Annotated in this window: 18 protein-coding genes; 16 read left to right on the top strand and 2 right to left on the bottom strand. The window is 45.6% G+C overall.

Features of this window, described 5'->3' with window-relative positions:
* Positions 1 to 36 precede the first annotated feature (36 nt).
* The 12 genes from ACMXYP_RS15555 to ACMXYP_RS15500 all read left to right on the top strand — a co-directional run bounded on the left by ACMXYP_RS15555 (position 37) and on the right by ACMXYP_RS15500 (position 14,442).
* Entirely contained in the window at positions 37 to 855 is an 819-nt protein-coding gene (locus ACMXYP_RS15555; RefSeq protein ID WP_415882547.1) for a YdcF family protein, read from the top strand.
* Positions 855 to 2,588: a single-stranded-DNA-specific exonuclease RecJ gene (gene recJ, locus ACMXYP_RS15550; RefSeq protein ID WP_415882546.1), complete on the top strand. Its 1,734-nt coding sequence runs from the start codon at positions 855 to 857 to the stop codon at positions 2,586 to 2,588. Before ACMXYP_RS15555 ends, recJ begins: the two co-directional genes overlap by 1 nt.
* Before the next feature lie 82 nt (positions 2,589 to 2,670).
* The gene (nfo, locus tag ACMXYP_RS15545) at positions 2,671 to 3,540 is read left to right on the top strand and encodes a deoxyribonuclease IV (RefSeq protein WP_415882545.1); all 870 of its coding nucleotides are present in this window, start codon (positions 2,671 to 2,673) and stop codon (positions 3,538 to 3,540) included.
* Between the two features lie 134 nt (positions 3,541 to 3,674).
* Positions 3,675 to 5,477: an EAL domain-containing protein gene (locus ACMXYP_RS15540; protein ID WP_415882544.1), complete on the top strand. Its 1,803-nt coding sequence runs from the start codon at positions 3,675 to 3,677 to the stop codon at positions 5,475 to 5,477.
* Between the two features lie 138 nt (positions 5,478 to 5,615).
* The gene (locus tag ACMXYP_RS15535) at positions 5,616 to 6,236 is read left to right on the top strand and encodes an NUDIX domain-containing protein (RefSeq protein ID WP_415882543.1); all 621 of its coding nucleotides are present in this window, start codon (positions 5,616 to 5,618) and stop codon (positions 6,234 to 6,236) included.
* A gap of 27 nt (positions 6,237 to 6,263) precedes the next feature.
* The gene (locus ACMXYP_RS15530; RefSeq protein WP_415882542.1) at positions 6,264 to 6,707 is read left to right on the top strand and encodes a DUF1249 domain-containing protein; all 444 of its coding nucleotides are present in this window, start codon (positions 6,264 to 6,266) and stop codon (positions 6,705 to 6,707) included.
* A complete protein-coding gene (locus ACMXYP_RS15525; RefSeq protein ID WP_415882541.1) occupies positions 6,700 to 7,464 on the top strand; it encodes a metallophosphoesterase in 765 nt (254 codons plus the stop codon). Before ACMXYP_RS15530 ends, ACMXYP_RS15525 begins: the two co-directional genes overlap by 8 nt.
* Positions 7,465 to 7,523: 59 nt before the next feature.
* Positions 7,524 to 8,135: a YqiA/YcfP family alpha/beta fold hydrolase gene (locus ACMXYP_RS15520; protein WP_415882540.1), complete on the top strand. Its 612-nt coding sequence runs from the start codon at positions 7,524 to 7,526 to the stop codon at positions 8,133 to 8,135.
* Positions 8,136 to 8,187: 52 nt separating this feature from the next.
* Positions 8,188 to 10,080 (top strand): DNA topoisomerase IV subunit B, encoded by a 1,893-nt coding sequence (gene parE, locus ACMXYP_RS15515; RefSeq protein WP_415882539.1) that lies wholly within the window; start codon positions 8,188 to 8,190, stop codon positions 10,078 to 10,080.
* 130 nt (positions 10,081 to 10,210) lie between these two features.
* Positions 10,211 to 12,490, top strand: a complete 2,280-nt coding sequence (parC, locus tag ACMXYP_RS15510) for a DNA topoisomerase IV subunit A (RefSeq protein ID WP_415882538.1) — start codon at positions 10,211 to 10,213, stop codon at positions 12,488 to 12,490.
* A gap of 1 nt (position 12,491) precedes the next feature.
* A complete protein-coding gene (locus tag ACMXYP_RS15505) occupies positions 12,492 to 13,109 on the top strand; it encodes an SH3 domain-containing protein (protein ID WP_415882537.1) in 618 nt (205 codons plus the stop codon).
* 97 nt (positions 13,110 to 13,206) lie between these two features.
* Positions 13,207 to 14,442, top strand: a complete 1,236-nt coding sequence (locus ACMXYP_RS15500) for a diguanylate cyclase (RefSeq protein WP_415882536.1) — start codon at positions 13,207 to 13,209, stop codon at positions 14,440 to 14,442.
* Here ACMXYP_RS15500 and ACMXYP_RS15495 read toward each other — a convergent pair.
* Positions 14,439 to 16,703 carry an EAL domain-containing protein gene (locus ACMXYP_RS15495; RefSeq protein WP_415882535.1) on the bottom strand — a complete coding sequence of 755 codons (2,265 nt, stop codon included), beginning with the start codon at positions 16,701 to 16,703 and terminating at the stop codon, positions 14,439 to 14,441. The two genes, ACMXYP_RS15500 and ACMXYP_RS15495, sit on opposite strands and share 4 nt — an antisense overlap.
* Before the next feature lie 384 nt (positions 16,704 to 17,087).
* Here ACMXYP_RS15495 and ACMXYP_RS15490 point away from each other — a divergent pair, with 384 nt between their 5' ends.
* From ACMXYP_RS15490 to nhaD, 4 genes are all read left to right on the top strand, one after another.
* Complete coding sequence (locus tag ACMXYP_RS15490) at positions 17,088 to 17,750, top strand: cupin domain-containing protein (protein ID WP_415882534.1); 663 nt, start codon at positions 17,088 to 17,090, stop codon at positions 17,748 to 17,750.
* A gap of 275 nt (positions 17,751 to 18,025) precedes the next feature.
* The gene (locus ACMXYP_RS15485) at positions 18,026 to 18,172 is read left to right on the top strand and encodes a hypothetical protein (RefSeq protein WP_415882533.1); all 147 of its coding nucleotides are present in this window, start codon (positions 18,026 to 18,028) and stop codon (positions 18,170 to 18,172) included.
* A gap of 12 nt (positions 18,173 to 18,184) precedes the next feature.
* A complete protein-coding gene (locus tag ACMXYP_RS15480) occupies positions 18,185 to 18,451 on the top strand; it encodes a hypothetical protein (protein ID WP_415882532.1) in 267 nt (88 codons plus the stop codon).
* Positions 18,452 to 18,972: 521 nt separating this feature from the next.
* Entirely contained in the window at positions 18,973 to 20,862 is a 1,890-nt protein-coding gene (gene nhaD, locus ACMXYP_RS15475) for a sodium:proton antiporter NhaD (RefSeq protein ID WP_415882531.1), read from the top strand.
* A gap of 154 nt (positions 20,863 to 21,016) precedes the next feature.
* Here nhaD and ACMXYP_RS15470 read toward each other — a convergent pair whose 3' ends face one another.
* Positions 21,017 to 21,724 (bottom strand): c-type cytochrome, encoded by a 708-nt coding sequence (locus ACMXYP_RS15470; RefSeq protein ID WP_415882530.1) that lies wholly within the window; start codon positions 21,722 to 21,724, stop codon positions 21,017 to 21,019.
* Positions 21,725 to 21,794 lie beyond the last annotated feature (70 nt).

Below are 21,794 nucleotides of genomic sequence, written 5' to 3'. Positions count from 1 at the left end.
TCTGACAGAAAAATAATAATACAGGGGCCTATGGACATGGCTGATCAGTTTTTTCTTCTCTCAAAGATCTTATGGTTTGTCGCGCAACCGGATCACCTTTTGCTGCTAATGTTGCTGTTTGGCCTGTTCTTGTGGCGCCGAGCCTTGGGCGTATTTATGGTCTGGACTTCTGTTTTGGCCATGCTGACAATCAGCGTATATCCATTGGCTAACTATCTGCTAGAGCCGTTAGAGCAGCGATTTCCACAGCCTGTATTATCCGAAATTAAAGAACCTATCGCTGGGATCATTGTTCTTGGTGGTGGCGAAAATGCGGAGATGTCCTCCAGTAAGCAATGGCCGGAGTTTAACCAAGCTGCAGACCGTTTAATGGCACTACCGGGCTTAATGTTGCGTTACCCTGAAGCTAAAGTTGTTTTTACTGGGGGCTCTGGCTCCATTCTAGCGCCTGAATTTAGAGGAGGAGATGTAGCTAAACAGTGGTTGCATCAACAGGGTATGGGATCGCGTGTAATGATCGAGCGAGATTCGCGAAATACTTTTCAAAATGCCATCTATACCAAGGATTTGATCGCGAATACTGAGGGGAAGGTCGAAGGTAAGTGGCTGTTGGTAACATCAGCCTTCCATATGCCGCGTTCGGTTGGTGTGTATCGTAAAGCGGGGATTGATGTAATCCCTTTCCCTGTTGATTATCGGGCCGGTACAATACGCTTTACGCCTGATCTAAATACAAATATGAATGGCCTAAACACTGCTGTAAGGGAGTGGATAGGGCTGTTGGCATACCACTACACTGAGAAAACAGACGTGTTGTTCCCTGCACCTGTTAGCACCATTGAATTAGAGAACTAATGAAGCAGTTAAGCATTTCACCGAGGCCGCAGGTCGATACATCTGTACCTGTGTTTCAGCAGGTAAATCCAGTTTTAGCCCGTATCTATGCATCACGTGGAGTGCATGATCTGCAAGGGCTTGGCAGGAGCTTGAATGAGCTTTTGCCCGATAGCGGCTTGGCAGGTATAGATGGAGCCGTTAACCGTTTAGTTAGGGCATTAGAGCATCGCGAAAAAGTCTTAATTATTGGTGATTTTGACTGTGATGGTGCGACCAGTACCTCAGTTGCTGTTTTAGCGCTACGGATGATGGGCGTGGCAGAGGTTGGCTATCTGGTGCCTAACCGTTTTGAATATGGCTATGGCTTAAGTCCAGAGATTGTAGCGGAAGCCCTGAAACAATCTCCTGATCTATTGATAACCGTCGATAATGGTATTTCGAGTATCGAGGGCGTTGCTGTGGCGAATGCTGCGGGTTTAGATGTGATCGTTACGGATCACCATTTGGCTGGTAAGGAGCTTCCTGCAGCTTGTGCCATCGTCAACCCTAATCAGCCTGATTGTCAGTTTACGGCTAAATCTACCTGCGGTGTTGGTGTGATCTTTTATGTGATGATTGCGCTGCGCCGAATGTTACAGCAAAAAGATTGGTTTAATTTAAACGGGTTGCCGAGTCCTAATTTAGGTTCGCTCTTAGACCTTGTTGCTTTAGGAACGGTTGCGGATGTTGTTCCTTTAGAGCAAAACAATCGTGTGCTGGTTCATCAAGGTCTTCAGCGTATCAAAGCGGGGCGCTGTCGCCCAGGCCTTAAAGCGTTAATCGAGTTATCAGGCCGTCAGCAGCATAAAGTGGCTTCGTCCGACCTTGGCTTTGCTATTGCGCCACGCTTGAATGCAGCTGGCCGCCTGGAAGATATGTCGATCGGTATCGAGTGTTTGTTGACCGAGTCGGAGCAGAAAGCTAAAGATCTAGCCGCTACACTGAACGACCTCAATCAGGAGCGTAAGGGAATAGAGCAGGAGATGCAGCAACAAGCGCTCGACCTGCTGGATAAGCTGCAATTAGACTCTGCGCAGCTGCCGTACGGTCTATCTCTGTATGAGCCCGAGTGGCATCAAGGGGTAATAGGTATTCTGGCTTCTCGAATTAAAGATCGAACGCACCGCCCAGTGATTGCCTTTGCTCAAGGTGATGAGGGTGAATTAAAAGGCTCTGCACGATCGATTCCGGGCTTCCATGTGCGAGACGGTTTAGATGCCATTGCTGCAAGGTATCCATCGCTTTTGCGTAAGTTTGGTGGTCATGCCATGGCTGCTGGCTTAACTATCAAAGCTACAGAACTAGAGCTGTTTCAAAACGCTTTTGATGAAGAGGTTAGACGCCAATTAAGTGAATCAGACCTCCAGCAAGAGGTGTTAACCGATGGTGAGCTTACCGCTGCAGATATGACGATCGAGTTAGCAGAGCTGTTACGTGATGCCGGTCCATGGGGGCATCAGTTCCCTGAACCGCTGTTTGATGGCCAATTTACCTTGATCCAGCAACGAGTGGTTGGTCAAAGACATCTGAAAATGGTGTTGATGGAGCCGATTTCTGGTTTAGCTGTTGATGCGATTCAGTTTAACGCCGATATGGAAGTCTGGCCAGATCAGGATATTACTCAAGTCCGAGCCGTATACCGTTTGGATGTAAATGAGTTCCGTGGTAAACGATCGGTGCAAATGCTGGTGGATCATCTACTGCCTGAGTAGTATCGTTGCTGCCTCTATTTTTGATTCTTAATTGGAAGCAGCTGAATGACTGGTTTCCTATCTACACTGAAGTGAATAATTGATGTCTGATCTACTGCCTTACTACGTTGGTGCGCATGTGAGCGCCAGTGGAGGTGTGCAAAACGCCCCGCTTAATGCTAAAGAAATTGAAGCGAATGCATTTGCTCTATTTACTAAAAATCAGCGACGTTGGGTGGCAAAGCCTTTAGATTCGAAGACGATCGCGTCGTTTAAGAAAAACTGTGCAGCGTTAAATTTTAAGCCAGAACAGATCCTTCCTCATGATTCCTATTTGATAAATCTAGGACACCCGGAAGAGGACGCATTGCAGAAGTCTCGTGATGCTTTCTTAGATGAGATGCAGCGTTGTGAGCAGTTGGGCTTGGTTTATCTTAATTTTCATCCGGGGAGTCATCTGCGCAAAATCAGTGAAGAGGAGTGTATTGCTAAAATTGCTGAGTCTCTTAACTGGGCAATTGCGCAAACTGAATCCGTTGTGGCGGTAATTGAGAATACAGCAGGCCAAGGAAGTAACCTTGGATTTAGCTTTGAACAGTTAGCCGCCATTATTGATCAAGTAGAAGATAAAAATCGTGTTGGTGTGTGTATCGATACCTGTCACATGTTTGCGGCTGGCTATGATATTCGTACCCAAGAGAGCTGTGCTGAGGTCTTTGAAGACTTCGCCAAGATCGTCGGTTTTGAATACCTTAAAGGGATGCACCTGAATGACTCTAAAGGTGGTTTAAACTCGCGCTTGGATCGCCATCACAGTCTAGGTCAGGGAGAAATTGGTCTCGAGGTCTTTAAATTCATTATGCGTGATGATCGCTTTCGTGGGATCCCATTAGTACTAGAAACCATTGATGAGACGATCTGGGCTGAAGAAATTCAGATGCTGCGTCAGTTTACGTTGGGTGATTTTGATTAGAATTGTCTAATATTTAGGCGGTTGTATATCTGAATACTCATATAAATGGTAGATATTTTCGCGTTTGTCACTTAAGTGTCATCCTTTCTAGCTAGCCTGTGCGTCTAAGAATAGTGCATCACAGGTGAGTAAGTATGTTGCTTGCAACAAATGAGGTCGATGCTGAGTCACGTCGTAAGTATCTTTTCGATATTTTAGAGTCAGAATCACTTTATCCACATTTTCAGCCAATTGTGGATTTAAAAAACAATGTTGTTATTGGTCATGAGGCCTTAATCCGCGGGCCTGCGGGCACGGTTATGGCTTCGCCTGGCGCATTGTTTCAGACAGCCATTGAAAACAACTTGTTACACACACTTGAGTTGCTATCACGACGAAAATCCCTTGAAGCATTTGCTGAGTTGAACCCAGGTGGGCAACTCTTTCTTAATATCAGTGCGTCTTTGTTAGGGACGCCAGAACACACAGAAGGTTTTACGGCTGAACTGTTACAAGAGTTAGGTATCTCAATTCAAGATATCGTCATAGAGCTTTCTGAACAGCACCCATTTGATCAACAAGGCCTGACTCATGCTGCCGTTGAGCATTACCGAAATATGGGTTTCCAAGTTGCGGTAGATGATTTGGGGACAGGTTACTCCGGCTTGAAATTGTGGTCAGAGCTAAAGCCTGAATACGTCAAAATTGATCGCCATTTTATCTCTGATATTGATAGTGATCCGGTAAAACGTGAGTTCGTACGCTCGATCTACAACATCAGTAATACCATGGGCTGCAAAGTCATTGCTGAAGGGATTGAACGTCAAGAAGAAGTCAAAACGATCAAAGAGCTGGGGATCAATATTGGCCAAGGTTTTTACCTTGGTTATCCAAGCCCAGAGCCGCAAACAGTAGAGCCTCCTGTTGTTGATGTCTACGAATCTGCAAATGCTCCTCGAGTTGAGAACTGTGAGACGGCTCATTCGCTATTACGCAATGCTCCAACTGTTTCCATTCAAGATACTGTGCTGTCGGTGAGTGACCTATTTAGAACGCACCCCGAAGTAAGCTCTCTACCGGTTGTGCATGAAGGCGTACCTCAAGGTGTAGTGAGAAGGTCCAGTTTGTTTGAGCTGTTCTCTACCCAATATGGTCGAGCGCTTTATGGTACAAAACCGGTCGAGCGGATCTTGTCTCATGACGTGCTTATTGTGGATGCAGGGATGAGCTTGGATGAAGTCTCTCGGCTTATCACAGAGCATGAACAGAATGAGATCCAGCAGGATTTGATTATTACTCAGAACGATCTTTATGTTGGTATGGGTAATGTACGAGATCTGTTGAAGCGATTGACCGAACTCAAAGTGCAAAATGCGCAATATGCTAACCCGCTGACGCTTTTGCCGGGTAATGTCCCGATCAATAACGAAGTAGATGCGTTGCTTAACCAATCGGCTGACTTTCATGTCGCTTATTTCGACTTGAATAACTTTAAGCCCTTTAACGATTGTTACGGTTATTCCAAAGGGGATCAGGTGATTCGTTTGTTGGGTGAATTGCTGGTACAACACGCCTCTTATGATTCAAATTTCATCGGCCATGTGGGGGGCGATGACTTTGTTGTGATCTATCGCTCACCTGATTGGCAGTTGAGTTGTGAGCGGATCATTCGCGAGTTCGATAAAGCGGTAAAAGGGTTCTACTGCGATGCGGATCTCAAAGCGGGCGGAATCTGGGCGAGTGATCGTCAAAATAACCGAACTTTTTTCTCATTTTTGGGCTTAGCTGTCGGTGTTGTTCACCCTGATCCTTGCTGTTGTAACAGCTTTCATGAGGTGGCGGAGCTTGCAGCAATGGCTAAAAAAGAAGCTAAAAAGTCTGCTGAGAGCGCTATGTTTGTATCCCGTCGGCGTTGTATTACTACATCGGTAGCCGATAGCTTAAGGTGCTTTGCGTAAGCTTAAATTTCTATCCTAGCCCTGTTACTCAGGGCTAACCTCTCCAATCCTTCATTTCTAAATGTCTTGATCAATTGGCTTGATGAGCTGGTTAATTGATATAGTGAGTTATTCGCTAGTCAATGACAGGAACAGCACATGTCTGAAAAATGGCAACCAAGTTTTGGTCAAAAAGATTTCAACATCGATAAACAAGAAACCCTGTACGATGGTTTCTTTCAAATGCACAAACTCTATCTGCGGCACAAAACCTTCGCTGGCAGTGAGATAGAGATCCAGCGTGAGCTGTTTTACCGTGACGATGCTGTATGTGCGCTGCTCTATGATGCGGTTAAACAATCGGTTGTTTTGATTGAGCAGTTCCGTGTAGGTGCGTTCGATAGCCCTGATGGGCCTTGGTTGCTGGAGCTGGTGGCAGGTATTGTCGAGAAAGGTGAAACCACTGAAGATGTCGCTCGCCGTGAAGCAGTCGAAGAAGCGGGGGCGCAGCTAGGTGAGATCAAGCACATCACCCGTTTCTCACCGAGCACTGGAGCAACGCGAGAGTATATTGATCTACTTTGTGCTCAGGTGGATTCCAGTGGTGTCGAAGGCATTCATGGTTTGCCTGAAGAGGGCGAAGATATCAAAGTGCATGTTATTCCTGTGGAAGATGCCTTTGAATTAGTACAACAAGGTATAATTAATAATGCCCCTGCGATAATTGCTCTGCAGTGGCTACAGTTAAATAAGTCAGCGCTCGATCAGCGTTGGCAGTAAGTAGTAAACGATAAATCGGATAGGCAGATGAAGCGGAAATATATTCCAGATCTAACTCGGCAGATGGCGCATTGCGAGGCTAACTATGCTCGTATTATGAAGCTATTACCGGATCTGGATGACTGTGATGAACGCGAGTTTCAGGTGAGTTGGCCTGAACATACTGCCTATCTGCGCCTGCAGGTTGATGAGCGGTTCAAATACACGACCACTTTGTTGATTAGCCATCGCTTTGAATCGAGTTCACCATGGCTAGAAGCTCCAGGTCTAGTGGTGCGCCTATACCACGATGCTGGCATGGCTGAGGTAATCTGTATGCAGCGTCGTAAGCAGCTCTCCGGTGTTTATCCCTATCCAAATAAAAATATGCACCTGCCTGATGAGAAAATTCAGCTAAATGAATATCTGGGTGAGTGGTTGAGCGAATGCTTAAACCACGGCCACAGCATGGAACCCGTATTCAGTGGCTGAAACCATTACTCTGCTTCAAGTCAGTGATATGCACCTGCAACAAGAACCAGATATGTTGTTGAAAGGTGTAAATGTCGAGCAGCGCTTTCAACAAGTGATATCGGAGATTGAATCTCAATCTGCTGATGCCTTGTTACTCACTGGCGATCTGACACATCACGCACCTAAGGCTTATGACCGTTTGGTTTCTTATGTCGATCAGCTTTCTTACCCAAGTTACTGGATTCCCGGTAATCATGATCTGACAGAGGAGATGGCGCGTTTTACCGGTACAGAGTTAGCTGCGCGGGTAAAAACATTCGATGGTTGGAAACTGATCTTTCTAGATAGCAGTTCAAATCCCGATGGCAAAGGAAGTGGTTCGCTTTCTGAGCCAGAATTGGCCTTTTTAAAAACTGAATTAAGCCAGACAGCGCCTGATCAACATGTGCTATTAGTTCTGCATCACCATCCTGTGTCTGTAAAAAGCCGATGGCAGGATGAGATCTGTTTAGGTAATGCTGATCAGTTTTGGCAAATTGTTGGACCTTATCCACAAGTGAAAGGCGTTATCTTTGGTCATGTGCATCAAAGCTGGGTGCTTCAGAGAGGGGATATTCAACTATTCTCTGTGCCTGCGACTGCTGCGCAGTTTAAAGGTCAGAAAGATAGTTCCGAAGTGGAAGATGATCCTAAGCTAGCCGGGCCTGCTTATGGCCGTTATCAGCTCTATTCTTGTGGGAAAATTAACCAACAAGTGATTAGATTACCCGCATAGCTTTACTGGCTATTGCGCCTTGCTTTCCCCTCCGGTAAGTTCTTTGCCAGAGGAAGAAAATGAATACACCGCTTTATATATACGTTCATGGCTTCAACAGCTCGCCGCAATCGATGAAGGCGAGGGTGTTTGTCGAATATCTGCAGGGTAAAGGTCTCGGCGATCAGCTGATGGTACCAGAGTTATCCCATTGGCCTGCTGAAGCTATGGAGCAGTTACGCGCTCTTGTTGAGCAAAATCAACAGCGATCAATCATCTTATTAGGAAGTTCGCTGGGTGGTTATTACAGTACATGGCTAACCGAACATTATGATCATGTTCGTACGGTTTTAATTAACCCATCGGTTAGACCGTTTGAACTGTTGCCTCAGTATCTTGGCCCTAATGTGAATCTGTATTCTGGTGAAGAGTACGAGCTTACACAGGAGCATCTGGAGCAGTTATTGGCGTTAAATTGCCAAGAAATTGCGCGGCCAGAGGCTTACCTGTTGTTAACTCAAACAGCCGATGAAACATTGGATTACCGAGAAGCGGTAGAGAAATTTTCTGCATCACCGCAATTTGTTCAGCCGGGTGGCAGTCATGGTTTCGAGCAGTTTGAGAACCTGATTCCAGCCATTTTGGCATTTGCAGAAGGGCGAATTGATCTGCCCGAAGCGCAACCGATTTAAATATCGTTAAACGTTGATTCATAGATAAAGTTTTGCGACAGGAAAGTATTTGATGTCCAAGCAATACAACGCTGGTTCCATAGAAGTTCTTAGTGGTCTAGACCCGGTTAGACGTCGTCCGGGTATGTACACGGAAACAGATCGTCCAAACCATTTGGCGCAAGAAGTCATCGATAACTCGGTGGATGAGGCGCTTGCCGGTCATGCTAAACAGATTGATGTTGTACTGAATAAAGATCAGTCCTTAAGTGTGACCGATGATGGTCGAGGCATGCCTGTGGATATCCACCCTGAGCAGGGTGTCAGCGGGGTCGAATTGATCCTGTGTAAACTGCATGCGGGTGGTAAGTTTAACAACGATAACTACAACTATTCCGGTGGTTTACACGGTGTTGGTGTATCGGTTGTAAATGCCTTATCTAAGTTGTTAGAAGTTCAGGTACGTCGCGACAGTCAGGTTTATCGTATTGGCTTTGCGGACGGTGAAAAAGTATCTGATCTAGAAGTGATTGATACCTGTGGTAAGCGTAACACTGGTACTACGGTTCGTTTCCTACCTGATCCAAAATACTTTGATACCCATAAATTTAGTGTCTCACGTCTAAAGCATAATCTACGTGCTAAAGCAGTCCTTTGCCCAGGTCTAAAGGTGACCTTTACTGATCTGACCGGTGCTAAGCGTGAGAAGGAAGAATGGTATTATGAAGATGGTTTAATTGATTACTTAAAAGGCACAACCCAAGTCTTTGAAGTACTACCTGCTGAACCATTTTCAGGCTCTTTGCAGGGTGAATTAGACGCAGTCGAATGGGCAGTGCAGTGGCTACCTGAAGGTGGCGAAATGACCTGCGAAAGTTATGTGAACTTGATCCCTACGGCGCAGGGCGGTACTCATGTAAACGGTTTACGTACGGGCTTACTTGAAGCGATGCGTGAATTCTGTGAATTCCGAAACTTGCTACCTCGTGGGGTTAAGCTGACTGCAGATGATGTCTGGGATAAGTGTTGTTACGTCCTCTCTGCAAAAATGCAGGATCCGCAGTTTGCCGGTCAAACCAAAGAGCGTTTGTCTTCTCGTGAAATCGCTGCTTTTATCTCCGGTACGATTAAAGATGCTTTCTCTCTATGGCTAAACCGCCATGTAGAAGAAGGTGAGCAACTTGCTGAAGTTGTTATCTCTAACGCTCAACGCCGTATGCGTTCCAACAAAAAGGTTGTGCGTAAGAAGGTGACGCAAGGGCCTGCTTTGCCGGGTAAATTGGCAGACTGTTCCGGTGGCGATGCTATGCAATCCGAACTGTTCCTGGTAGAGGGTGACTCTGCGGGTGGTTCTGCCAAACAAGCGCGTGAGCGTGAGTTTCAGGCGATCATGCCTTTGCGCGGTAAGATCCTGAATACCTGGGAAGTCGACCCAAGCGAAGTGCTAGGTTCACAAGAGATCCATGATATCTCGGTAGCGATTGGCGTGGAGCCTGCTTCAGAAAACTTTGACGGTTTGCGTTACGGCAAGATCTGTATTCTGGCCGATGCGGACTCCGACGGTCTACATATCGCAACACTGCTGTGTGCATTATTCGTACGTCACTTCAAACCGCTGGTTACTGCTGGTCACGTTTATGTGGCTATGCCGCCGCTGTATCGAATCGATGTCGCGAAAGAGGTGTTTTACGCACTGGATGACGCTGAGAAAGATGGCATTATCGAGCGCATTAAAGCGGATCGTAAGAATGCCAAAATCGGCGTACAGCGCTTCAAGGGTTTGGGTGAGATGAACCCACTTCAGCTACGTGAGACAACCATGTCACCGGATACTCGCCGTCTTGTACAGCTGACGGTAGAGCCGGGTGATGGCACGAACGAAGTGATGGATATGTTGTTAGCTAAAAAACGCTCAGGTGACCGAAAAGACTGGTTGCAGAGCAAAGGTAATTTGGCAGACGTTTAGACGTTGAAAGTAGCAAGAGTTTTCTCTGTGATTAGTCACTGTAGGCAGAGAAACAGGATAGTTTTTACAGCTGGTTGCTAGGTCTGTGTTACGGCAGCGAGTTGAGCTTATTACGAGTGTAATGTGAATTATGACGGTACAAACAACCTTCGAAGATGGCACTGAACGCCTCGCGTTAAAAGATTTTACCGAGAAAGCGTATCTGGATTACTCTATGTACGTAATTTTGGATCGTGCCCTGCCTCATGTAGGTGACGGCATGAAGCCGGTTCAGCGTCGCATCATCTATGCGATGTCTGAACTTGGTCTAAAAGCGTCAGCAAAATACAAGAAGTCAGCACGTACTGTGGGTGATGTGTTAGGTAAGTTTCACCCGCATGGTGACTCAGCTTGTTATGAAGCGATGGTATTGATGGCGCAGCCGTTCAGTTATCGCTATCCGTTGGTTGATGGTCAGGGTAACTGGGGTTCTCCGGATGATCCTAAATCCTTCGCTGCGATGCGTTATACCGAATCCCGTTTAGCGCGTTATGCCGAAGTTTTACTGTCTGAAATCAGCCAAGGTACAGTTGATTGGGTACCTAACTTCGATGGCACTATGCGTGAGCCAGCGATTCTGCCTGCGCGTTTGCCGAATGTGTTGCTGAATGGCACGACAGGTATTGCCGTAGGTATGGCGACCGATATTCTGCCGCACAACCTGCGTGAAGTGGCTCAAGCCTGTGTTCACTTGCTAGATAACCCGCGCGCTGATCTGGACGAGATTACCGAGATCGTCCCTGGCCCCGATATGCCAACCGATGCGGAGATCATCACCTCCCGTCGAGAGCTGAAGAAGGTTTACGAAACAGGACGTGGCTCTGTGCGTATGCGTGCCGTATACACGAAAGAGCAGGGCGAGATCGTTATTACAGCGCTGCCTCATCAGGTATCGGGCGCTAAAATTTTGGAGCAGATCGCCGCTCAGATGCAGCAGAAAAAGCTGCCGATGGTAAGTGATCTTCGTGATGAGTCTGATCACGAAAACCCAACGCGTCTAGTGATTATCCCGCGCTCGAATCGTGTTGATGTCGAGCAGTTAATGGCTCACCTATTTGCTTCTACTGATCTAGAACGCACATACCGTGTGAATATGAACATGATCGGCGTGGATGGTAAACCGCAAGTTAAAGACCTCCGTCAGATCTTGGTTGAGTGGCTGAGCTGGCGTACTGAGATTGTGCGCAAGCGCTTAAACCACCGCTTAGCTAAGGTTTTGGATCGCCTACATATCCTCGAAGGTTTGATGGTCGCGTATCTCAATATTGATGAGGTTATTGCGATTATCCGTCATGAGGAAGATCCAAAAGCGGAGCTGGTTAAACGCTTTGGTCTGACCGAGATTCAAGCGGATGCGATTCTAGACCTTAAACTTCGTCACTTGGCGAAACTGGAAGAGTTTAAAATCCAGTCTGAGCAGAACGAGCTGGAAGAAGAGCGTAAGAAGCTGGAAGGTATTCTAGGTTCTGATGCTAAGATGCGTAAGCTGATCAAGAAAGAGATCCAAGACGCCGCTGAAGAGTACGGTGATGACCGCCGTTCGCCTATTGTAGAGCGTGAAGAAGCTCAGGCGTTTAGCGAGAAAGATCTTCTCTCTTCGGACCCTGTAACAGTGGTGATCTCTAAGCAGGGCTGGATTCGTGCCGCAAAAGGTCATGATATTGATGCCGAAGGGCTCAATTACAAATCCGGCGATGCCTTTAAGCTAAGTTGTAAGGGTAGGACTAATCAGCCAACCCTCCTGTTAGATACCACGGGCCGAAGTTTCACTATCGAAACCCATAATCTACCGTCCGCCCGTGGACAGGGTGAACCGGTAACAGGACGTATTACACTGCCAAAAGGTTCCACGGTTGATGCCGCGATTGCAGGTAAGGATAACGATCAAGTCTTGATGGCGTCTGATGCGGGTTATGGCTTTATCGCGAAGATCTCTGATCTGACTAGTAAGACGAAAAACGGTAAGGCGGCATTAACCCTGCCTAAAAACGCTCAGATCTTGCAGCCAATCACGATGAGTTCAGTTGAAGGCTCTCTTTTGGCCGCTGTGACAAATGAAGGACGCTTATTGGTATTCCCTGTGTCTGAACTACCACAACTGGCACGTGGTAAAGGGAACAAAATTATTAATATTCCATCGGCAAGAGCTTCTGCTCGAGAGGAATTGGTGGTTGCCTTATCCGTGTTCTCTCCGGAAGACACATTGCTTGTGCATGCTGGCCGTCAACACTTGAAGCTTAAGCCTGCAGATATTGAGCACTATCGAGGTGAGCGAGGCCGTCGTGGTAACAAGCTACCGCGCGGTTACCAGCGCGTAGATAGTTTGGAAGTGGATAACAGCGCGCAAGGTCAGTCTGAAGGCGAGGATTAAGATGAGACTCTTCAGATCATGGTTCTGCCTGAGTGTGCTTCTATTTGCCCTGCCTGTACAGGCGTTGGAGTACTACCAAGTTACCGGCGATAACATCAATATTCGCAAGGGACCGGGGCAGAAATGGCGAGTGGTAGCGCAAGTGAATAAAGATCAGCTTGTGCTAGAAACTCGCAGGGAGGGGCCCTGGTCTGAGGTTTTCTTTCTGAAGCCGAACAAACAGAAAGTGATAGGGTGGGTCTTTAACCAATATCTAGCCCTACAAACACTCGAAAAACCAAAATCAGCAGAAGCATCCCCTTTTAGTTTGGAAGTTATCGCTGACAAGCCTGTATGTTCCGATCGTACTTCGGTAGGTATGGGCTCTCTCTGTTATCTTGATGTTTCCTTTGTTATTACTGACTCTACCCAACAGAGAAAGCAGGTCAAAGTCGAGTGTTGGGCGGATTTCGTGATTCCAGGGAATCGTAAGGTTATCCCAATTAAAACTAGTGATGTGCAAAATTTTCACCTTTTGGGTGGCCACGCCGAAGGTTTGATGCGGTTGAATATCGGGCTAAATACTGTCGTTAATCCAGAAGAGTTTAGCGTGGCTTATTACAATTGTGCTGCGCAGTAAGTCTAATGGGCTACAGCTTGACCCTATAAACAAACGGACTATCATATACACCTACATTTTTGACGGTTTTTAGTCGGCCATACAGGTTCTGTACGTCATGGAAGGACGTTTGTTGCGTAAGCGATTTAGTCGTCGCATTACGATGTTAGCTGTTTCTTTGTCCATCGTTATCTTACTGATGGGAGGGTTGCTTTTGTTCCTGTCTTCAGGAGTAAGAGACGCTTGGGCCGCTTATAGTTATACCTCAGAGAGTCGTGCTACGGCCCTTTCAGAGCTACACCGTTCTATTGGATACGGTGGCTTTATCCATAATTTCAAAAACTATGTCCTGCGCCAAGAGCAAAGTTTGCTTGAACGTTTACGTGGCGATATAGAAAAGTCGACTCAAATTATTTCACTCTATTCGGCCTTAGATCTTAATAGTAAAGAGAGCCAAGCACTGTTAGTGATTCAACAGACGTTGCTGATGTACCGAGATAATCTTCATGTGGCGCAGATGGCGGTAGAAAGAGGAGCTCCGACTCAACAGATTGATAGGCAAGTGCGTATTGATGATTCTCCTGCGTTGGCTGCTTTAACAGTACTTCAGCAAGAGAATAACCGTTTCCATGAAGCGGTTACTCGAGATATGAATAAGCAAATCACTAATCTAATTAATGCGCTTCTAGTTGGTCTTCTAGCCATGCCGTTTGTGGTCCTTGCTGCTTATCACTACCACGATGTAATGAATCGCTTTGTCCTATTAATCGCCGAAAAACGAGAGGTCGAAAAGGCCTTGGTGGATTCAACTGCTGAAGTTGAAGAAGCACAGCAGCAACGGCGAGCAATGGCATATGAAGCACATCATTGTGAATTAACCCGTGTCCCTAACCGTAAAGCCTTTATGACTACGGGCCAAGACATTATGCAGAATGCCGCCGCTCGTAAAGAGTGTTTAACGGTGTTGTTTGTTGATGTCGATGATTTCAAAACGATCAACGATACCTACGGACATGAAATTGGCGATAAAGTGCTGGTGGAGGTGGCTTCCCGGCTGAGCGTAGCGCTACGAGAAGGGGATTTTGTAGCACGCATAGGTGGTGATGAATTTGCCATGATTATCCAATGTAATGATACAGCAACCTGTGCTCCAGGACTTGCCGAACGCTTACTTGATGTGATGAATGAGAGTTATGCTGATATCGCAGAAGGCCTAGAGGTTAGCTGTTCGGTTGGTGGTGCTAATTGTCCCGAGGATGGGGAGGATCTTGAATCTCTTGTTCGAGTGGCCGATGAGCGCATGTACCGGGTTAAGAAAAGCGGAAAAAATGGGGTGTTTCTTCAGGAATCTTAATTAAATTCCTTAATGACATCATTAATAGGCATAGGCTTATAGAAGTAATAACCTTGAAACACCTCACAACCTAGACCATCAAGGATCTGTTTTTGTTCCTGTGTTTCAACACCCTCGGCAACAATGGTTATCCCCATTTTATGAGCGATATTGATAATGCCTTGAAGCAGTAATCGAGCATCTTTGTCTTCGACAATATCATCAACAAAACTCTTATCTATTTTCAGCTCGTCGATAGGTAGATCTTTTAACAAACTCAAAGAGGAATACCCCGTACCAAAGTCATCTAAAGATACGGATATTCCTTCTGCTTTAAATTGGTTGATCATCCCTAAAACGTAATCTAAATCTTGGATAAACAGGCTTTCGGTAATCTCGATTTTGAGTCTGCTTTTAGCTATTTTGGATTGATTAGCTTGCTGTAAAAAATATTCGACAAAACCATCGGAAAAGAACTGCTTGATAGATACATTTATCGATAGAGAGAAACTGTCCGGTGCTACTTTACTAGCCTCGTCTAACGATTTTCGGATTATGTGGCGGCCAAGCTCTGGCATTAGCCCTGAGTATTCAGCAATAGGGATAAAACGGTTGGGTGGAACAGAGCCTAGCTCCTCGCTGTACCAGCGAACTAACGATTCAAAGCCGGATAGCACACCAGCTGAAGAAACTTGTGGCTGAAAGACGACAGATATTTCATCGTTCTTAATCGCATCTCGAAGCTTATTTTCTAACGATTGATCATCCAGGTAGCGTTTTTTCAGTTCCTCATGGAAGATGGCGTAGCAATTTTTATTTTGTTTCGCTTCATACAAGGCAAAGTCCGAGAGCCTTTTTACCTCTTCAAATGAGCTGGCGTCGGTAGGGCAGTGAGAGATCCCTATGCTGGCACTTATACTTAAGCGGTTACCGCTCATTAGATAAGGTTTAGAAATCTCTTCTAATATTGTTTGGGCTAAGCGTTCGGCTTCGAAACTAGAAAGGTTGAATGCAACGACTACAAATTCATCACCGCTGTATCTAGCTATAAGGCATTCGCTTTTTTGTATGCTGAGCTTGAGCCTTCTGGTTATTTCTATCAGAACCTGATCGCCATAATCGTGGCCGAAGTTATCATTGGCTGATTTAAAGTTATCCATATCGACAAACAGCAGATGATAGCTGTCTTGCTCTTCTAGTTTGGAAAAGTAGTTATCTAGAAAATAGCGGTTGGGTAGGTTGGTTAAGAAATCGTGCGTCGCTCTATAAGTTAACAGTTCTTCTTTCTTCTTCTCATTATTACTGATCACTCGAAAGAGCCAGAAAATAACGGCATAAGCGAAAAAGAAAACTAGGGAGAGATTGGCTGCTACTTGGAAGAACTTTTTCCTAATAACCTGAGTATCCCTTTCTATGCCTACCCAAAGTTGAAACTCTTTTATATAGAAGTTTGACATCATTGATTGAGAATCATCGTTAAACTTGCCGGTGACATGGGTAGTAATGATCTGTTTGTTTTTAATAACCTCAAAACTGGTGTTGTAGGCCTTTTCGACATAATCAATGCTTTCTTGGATTCTCTCTTCAGAAAACTGATGTTCATACACAGCGGGGTCGTTGATAAGACGTTTAGGGGCTACCTGAAAATATCGGTCTCGCTCTCGATAGATAAACACACTGTAGTCCGCACTGTGTTCAACATTTTTGGAGAAGAACGGAAGACCTTTCTCAATATTGATGGTGAGAGATACAACGAATAGTGGTTGACCGTCTCTATTTCTAATCGTTTTACGAATAGGGATGATTAGGGCGCTTTCCCAGTAACTAAAATATGTTCGCCCAATAACGGCTGCATTACTGTCTAATGTGAGACTGAAAGATTCTTTTGCTTTGGGGTTTTGTAGCAGGTTAAGTGAAGATTCGCGTTTATCTTGAGATAGAGAGTTTGTGGCAACGATATTACCATCAAGATCGATCAAAAAGAGGTTGTGAGTTGTGTGGGAGGCGTTGAGTAATTTATCTATTTCCTGAATCGCTTTGTCCCGATCCAAAAACTTAGCTTCGTGTAATAACTCCTGCCCCAGAATATCTAAAAGTGTTCCATATTGTCTAAGCGAAGCTTCAACTGAGTTAGAGGTGATGCGTGTTAGGTTTTCTTGCTCTAACTGCACATCTTGGCGAATAGACTCATGGGTTTTCGTAAGAATGAAAATAAACGAAGCAAAACCTGCCAAAAGGAATACGTAAAACGCAAGCCAGATGTTATTTCTTATAAACAGCATAATGCTTCACTCAAACATTATGGCGCTTAACTAGAGTAACGGTATGGGTGGTGTAGAAAGTGGATAGTGTGCATCATCAAAAGTACCTTTGCTAATTACATCATATAGCGTAGTCAAAGCTGGGCTCCCTGCTAAGGGACTTTAGCTTCCTTGCGATAATCGAAAGGCTATCAACGACAATATTAGTGTTAAATCCGATTTATCAGTTCAGCCGCACAGCTTTGGCCAATGCTAAACCGATCTCATTATATAATCAGTTTTGAATGTAATGATCTCTATATTTGGTAGTAGATTTATAACCGTTTGTAGGGAACTCGCTTTCACATAGGTGATCCCAAGGAAATACTAAGAAATGAACTAGGCGTTGAATTAAAGGTGAAGTAGATGGTTACACGAATCAATGCCGATTTTGAACAACGCGTAGTTATTCTTCCAGAAGATTACCATTGGGTTGATTCACCTATGGCGGGGGTTGAGCGCATGATGCTAGACCGTATTGGCGATGAATCGGCACGGGCGACTTCGATCGTCCGCTATGCACCTTTTAGTGAATTCTCACCACATGTTCATAGCGGTGGGGAAGAGTTCTTCGTACTTGAAGGCGTATTTTCTGACGAACACCAAGATTATCCCCGAGGGAGTTATGTTCGAAATCCCATTGGCACTTCCCACACCCCGAAGATCGGCAAAGAGGGTGCGATCATCTTTGTAAAGCTGCAGCAGTTTAACGAAGCTGATAAAGAACAAAAGGCGATTGATACTACTAAAGAACCTTGGCTCCAAGGCTTGGTTGATGGTTTAACCGTTATGCCTCTGCATGAATTTGAGGGAGAGCATGTCGCCTTGGTGAAGTGGGCGCCGAATACGCAGTTTAACCCCCATCGTCATTTTGGCGGTGAAGAGATACTGGTACTTGAAGGCACGTTCTACGATGAGCATGGTATCTACCCAAAAGGTTCCTGGTTGCGTAGTCCTCATTTGAGTGAGCATCATCCCTATACCAAAGACGATGGCGCATTAATCTATGTGAAAACGGGACACCTGTAACAACGCTGCCAACAAGTATTTCTGTCGAACAAAATTATTTGCTAAAAAACCTAAAACGCTATTGCGAATCATTATCATTATTGATATTCTAGATCCCGCTCATAAGTGATAGGCAATGGACGACCTCACCATTAACATTGCTGAACAGTTCTACCTGCTCGCTCTCAGGCAGGTAGAACTTCTCCCACCTTAAGCACCAATACAATCAGCAGGCACTGCTGAAGTCACAAAGAGCATAAACAGCTAAGTCTTTTCTTACTGGAGGAGAGGAAGTTATGCACTCAATCAAAGATCGTGAATCGTACAAAACACTACTGCGCCTCGCAGATAAAATATCCAATAGCAGTTCGTCAAATAACGATTGGTTGGCAAAGCAACACAAAGATATCTATGACTTTTTAAAACACGCTGAAGAAAGATAGAAGGAGAGGTTTATGGGTTCTGTGATTAATCCCTCAATTTTTAAAGCTGTGTACGACAAGATTGTGACTGAAGGTCAGCAATCGAGTAGTGGTTTCTTTCTTCGTGGTGTCTATGCGGCAGGCCAAGGCAAAAAGCATTTAGAGCTGAAGGATTGTTTTTCACGTATCCGCGTCGTGAATGGCGAAGTAGTTGCGACCGAGTTCTCGAACAATACTCAGCGTGTCAGATTTCTGAATAAAGTTCGCAAACTTTATTGTGGCGAACAAATCTCGCAATAGTCCCTGTCTTCCTATTTAAAAGATCGATAAAACAGATCTCCTCCTTGTGGTCCCTATCCAAAAGGCTTAGGTCAGCAAAGCCTATACACCTTGAATTTGTGTCCCTTTTTGGCGCTACGCTATGTAAAAACGCGCATTCGTGAGTAAGTTTCCTACAGCTATCTCAGACCCCTTGTCTTTTTACCGGACTCCTTTACTCAAAAGATGGTGCTTTATTGCTCTAAAGACCAGTATTTACTTTTGTCTTAAAGCGTTACCCTAGCCCCGCTCAAAAATGTGTGCGTTGCAGCATTTTTCAGCATAGGCATGAATACACGCCATGCTAGTAGCTGGTTGGACTTAACGTTGGTCTACTCGAATTTGGTCATTTTTTGACGCTCTTTCTCGTGACGATGGGTCAAGCCCAGCAAGTTGCTAGGCAGAAATTGCATAAGAATTGTCAATTCTTATGTGATTTCGGTGGGTATTTTGAAACCCGTAACCTGATCCAGACACAACAATTTTAAAATCGGATTCTGACCATGAACCTGTCGATGTTTTTTCCACAGATCAACAGCGCAAGCTTACGCTTTGTGTTGGCTGTTGTTGGTCTCTTACTGCTTCCTCTTACTGCTTTTGCGGAAACAGGCGGAGCGGCCGCTAACGTTCCGGAACTGAGCGCCTCTTTCTATGGCTATCTAAGTATCGCCATCTTTATTTTGGCTTACTCATTGGTTCCGCTGGAAAACAATATTCATTTGCTCAAAAGTAAGCCGGTTCTGGTGGCAGCGGGTCTGATCTGGATTCTAGTAGCGCTAGCATTTAAGGAAATTGGTGCCACAGAGCAGGCACACCATGCGATTAAACATGCGATTATCGAATATGCAGAGCTATTCCTGTTCCTGCTAGTAGCGATGACCTACATTAACGCACTGGAAGATCGTAACGTATTCCAAGCGCTGCGTGCTTACCTAGTATCCCGTGGTTACTCACTACGTAAGGTTTTCTGGGTTACAGGTGCACTTTCATTCGTAATCTCTCCAATTGCCGACAACCTAACAACAGCGCTTCTGATGGGTGCGGTTGTAATGGCTGTAGGTGGTTCGAATATCCGTTTTGTATCGATTGCTTGTATCAACGTGGTTGTTGCGGCAAATGCCGGTGGTGCTTTCTCTCCATTCGGCGATATCACAACACTGATGGTTTGGCAGAAGGGTAAAGTAGAGTTCCTACAGTTCCTACCGCTGTTCGTTCCGTCTCTAGTTAACTGGTTAGTACCTGCGGTTATCATGAACTTCGCGATTCCTAATGAGATCCCAGAAGCGTCTCAGGAAAAGTCCTTCATGAAACGTGGTGCTAAAGTGATGATGGTGCTATTCCTAGCGACTATCGTAACTGCGGTAAGCTTCCACAGCTTCCTACACCTACCACCTGCAGCTGGCATGATGTTTGGTTTGGGTTACCTAGGTATGTACTCGTTCTACCTGAAGAAGGTTGAAGGTCGTACGGTGATGGCAGACTCGATCTTTGGTGGTCGTAGCGATGCGCACCAGAACCCATTGAGCGTTCTACAGGCATACGGCAAGGATATCGGCGAGCATCTAAATGATCAGCCTTATCCGGCATTTATGATCGACAAAGAGAAAAATGTTACCCACTGGAACACTGCACTAGAAAACCTAACGGGTATCAAAGCTGAAGAGATGATCGGCACTAAAGATCACTGGAAAGGCTTCTATAAAGATCAACGTCCAACTTTGGCCGATGCTGTCCTAGAAGACGAATCAGGTGCAGGCGTACGTCAGCATTATCAAAACAAGTATCGTGACAACCCAATGGGTGGTAAGTCTTACGATGCAGCTAACTACTTCGACAATATCGGTAACTCAGGCGCATACCTAATGTTCAGTGCCGCACCTGTTGTTGATGAAAATGGTGAAACAGTCGGTGCTGTAGAACTGTTTGAAGATATGACTGAGAAGCGTGAAGAAGTTAAAGAGTTCGACGTGATGGAGCGTGTATCACGTGCCGAGTGGGATACTTTGCTGTTCTTCTACGGCGTAATTATGTGTGTGGCTGGCTTGAGCCAATTTGGCTACATGGCAATCGTTTCTGAGCTAATGTACAACGACCTAGGCCCAACATGGGCAAACGGTCTGGTAGGTGTGCTATCGGCGATTGTAGATAACATTCCGGTAATGTTCGCGGTACTAACTATGGACCCAGCGATGTCGCTAGGCCAATGGCAGCTTGTAACCCTAACAGCGGGTGTGGGCGGTAGTATGCTTGCGATCGGTTCTGCTGCAGGTGTCGCATTACTAGGTACAGCGCGTGGCGTTTATACCTTCGCATCTCACCTTAAATGGACACCAGCGATTGCCCTAGGTTATGTGGCAAGTATCGGCGTACACCTACTGATTAACGGTGTTTGATTGAATCAAGTAACTAGTAACTAGAACGCTTCGCTGCTAGTTGTTAGAAAAAGAAAGGCCTGCTCAATGAGCAGGCCTTTTTTGTTGTGGAATTCATTGGTGCTGGTCGTTGTATTCAAAACGGGCCAGTGAGGATTAGAGTGTTCCGATTCCTTTAATTGCCATCAAGTTCCTGTAGATAACTTAATAAATCGATCTGTTGTTGTAAGGTTAGCTTTCCGATCATCGCAGGCATTGGTTCGTTCATACGTAACTTATCTTGGTGATGTCTTCTCATATTGTCGCCACTGTGCATCTGTTCAGGGGCCATTTTCGAACCTGGATGGCCGTTACGGATCTTGTGTAATGTCTCCCAAGGATTCCTTCGGGCTAAAGGGGCCAGATATTCGGGTTTCAGTTTTGAGCCGAAGTTAAGGTCTTCTCCTTTATCTCCATGGCAGCGACTACAGTATTCTCCGTATAGGGTTTGACCCTTGATAGCATCACCGTTGGCTTTTTTGTTATTGAGGTTAATGGCGTTTGACATATCAATCTGACCTTCGCTAACGAAGGTGGCAATAAGGTTTAGTGCATGCTTATTCAGAACGCGATCATATTGATGGTTTGAGTCGGTTAATAGGGCGTTAATTTTGGCAGGCTCCTTCCCCTTGTAAGCGGTAATGCCCTTAATGCCGGTAAAGTGGCTTCCATTTCTGTAGGCACCCTCAGCACCAGCATAATCCCATCCGTGGCACTCTTTGCAACGCCAAGTGGTAGTTCCTGATTTTTTAGCTGTTGCCGGGTAGGCCGGGTGCGTTATCGATGGCGCAGAAAGATCTAGTTCTGCCCACCATTTATCGTAAAGGCGCCCTCCAATTGCCACTGGATTGTCCGGTGTGGCTGATTGGTCTCTACAGCAATCAGCTAAGGATGGCATGCTAAGCAAAAGCAGC

The organism is Neptuniibacter sp. QD34_54 (assembly GCF_047778055.1).
GTDB lineage: Bacteria > Pseudomonadota > Gammaproteobacteria > Pseudomonadales > Balneatricaceae > Neptuniibacter.
The sequence above is the reverse complement of the archived record's forward strand: the minus strand, read 5'-3'. Positions and strand labels throughout refer to the sequence as shown.

What these genes read in the sequence shown, in the direction of transcription:
- ACMXYP_RS15520 (WP_415882540.1), top strand. Translation starts at nt 7,524, where the DNA reads ATGAATACACCGCTTTATATATACGTTCATGGCTTCAACAGCTCGCCG.
- parE (WP_415882539.1), top strand. Translation starts at nt 8,188, where the DNA reads ATGTCCAAGCAATACAACGCTGGTTCCATAGAAGTTCTTAGTGGTCTA.
- ACMXYP_RS15500 (WP_415882536.1), top strand. Translation starts at nt 13,207, where the DNA reads ATGGAAGGACGTTTGTTGCGTAAGCGATTTAGTCGTCGCATTACGATG.
- recJ (WP_415882546.1), top strand. Translation starts at nt 855, where the DNA reads ATGAAGCAGTTAAGCATTTCACCGAGGCCGCAGGTCGATACATCTGTA.
- ACMXYP_RS15555 (WP_415882547.1), top strand. Translation starts at nt 37, where the DNA reads ATGGCTGATCAGTTTTTTCTTCTCTCAAAGATCTTATGGTTTGTCGCG.
- ACMXYP_RS15535 (WP_415882543.1), top strand. Translation starts at nt 5,616, where the DNA reads ATGTCTGAAAAATGGCAACCAAGTTTTGGTCAAAAAGATTTCAACATC.
- ACMXYP_RS15530 (WP_415882542.1), top strand. Translation starts at nt 6,264, where the DNA reads ATGAAGCGGAAATATATTCCAGATCTAACTCGGCAGATGGCGCATTGC.
- ACMXYP_RS15540 (WP_415882544.1), top strand. Translation starts at nt 3,675, where the DNA reads ATGTTGCTTGCAACAAATGAGGTCGATGCTGAGTCACGTCGTAAGTAT.
- ACMXYP_RS15505 (WP_415882537.1), top strand. Translation starts at nt 12,492, where the DNA reads ATGAGACTCTTCAGATCATGGTTCTGCCTGAGTGTGCTTCTATTTGCC.
- ACMXYP_RS15480 (WP_415882532.1), top strand. Translation starts at nt 18,185, where the DNA reads ATGGGTTCTGTGATTAATCCCTCAATTTTTAAAGCTGTGTACGACAAG.
- ACMXYP_RS15495 (WP_415882535.1), bottom strand. Translation starts at nt 16,703, where the DNA reads ATGCTGTTTATAAGAAATAACATCTGGCTTGCGTTTTACGTATTCCTT.
- nhaD (WP_415882531.1), top strand. Translation starts at nt 18,973, where the DNA reads ATGAACCTGTCGATGTTTTTTCCACAGATCAACAGCGCAAGCTTACGC.
- ACMXYP_RS15490 (WP_415882534.1), top strand. Translation starts at nt 17,088, where the DNA reads ATGGTTACACGAATCAATGCCGATTTTGAACAACGCGTAGTTATTCTT.
- nfo (WP_415882545.1), top strand. Translation starts at nt 2,671, where the DNA reads ATGTCTGATCTACTGCCTTACTACGTTGGTGCGCATGTGAGCGCCAGT.
- parC (WP_415882538.1), top strand. Translation starts at nt 10,211, where the DNA reads ATGACGGTACAAACAACCTTCGAAGATGGCACTGAACGCCTCGCGTTA.
- ACMXYP_RS15485 (WP_415882533.1), top strand. Translation starts at nt 18,026, where the DNA reads ATGCACTCAATCAAAGATCGTGAATCGTACAAAACACTACTGCGCCTC.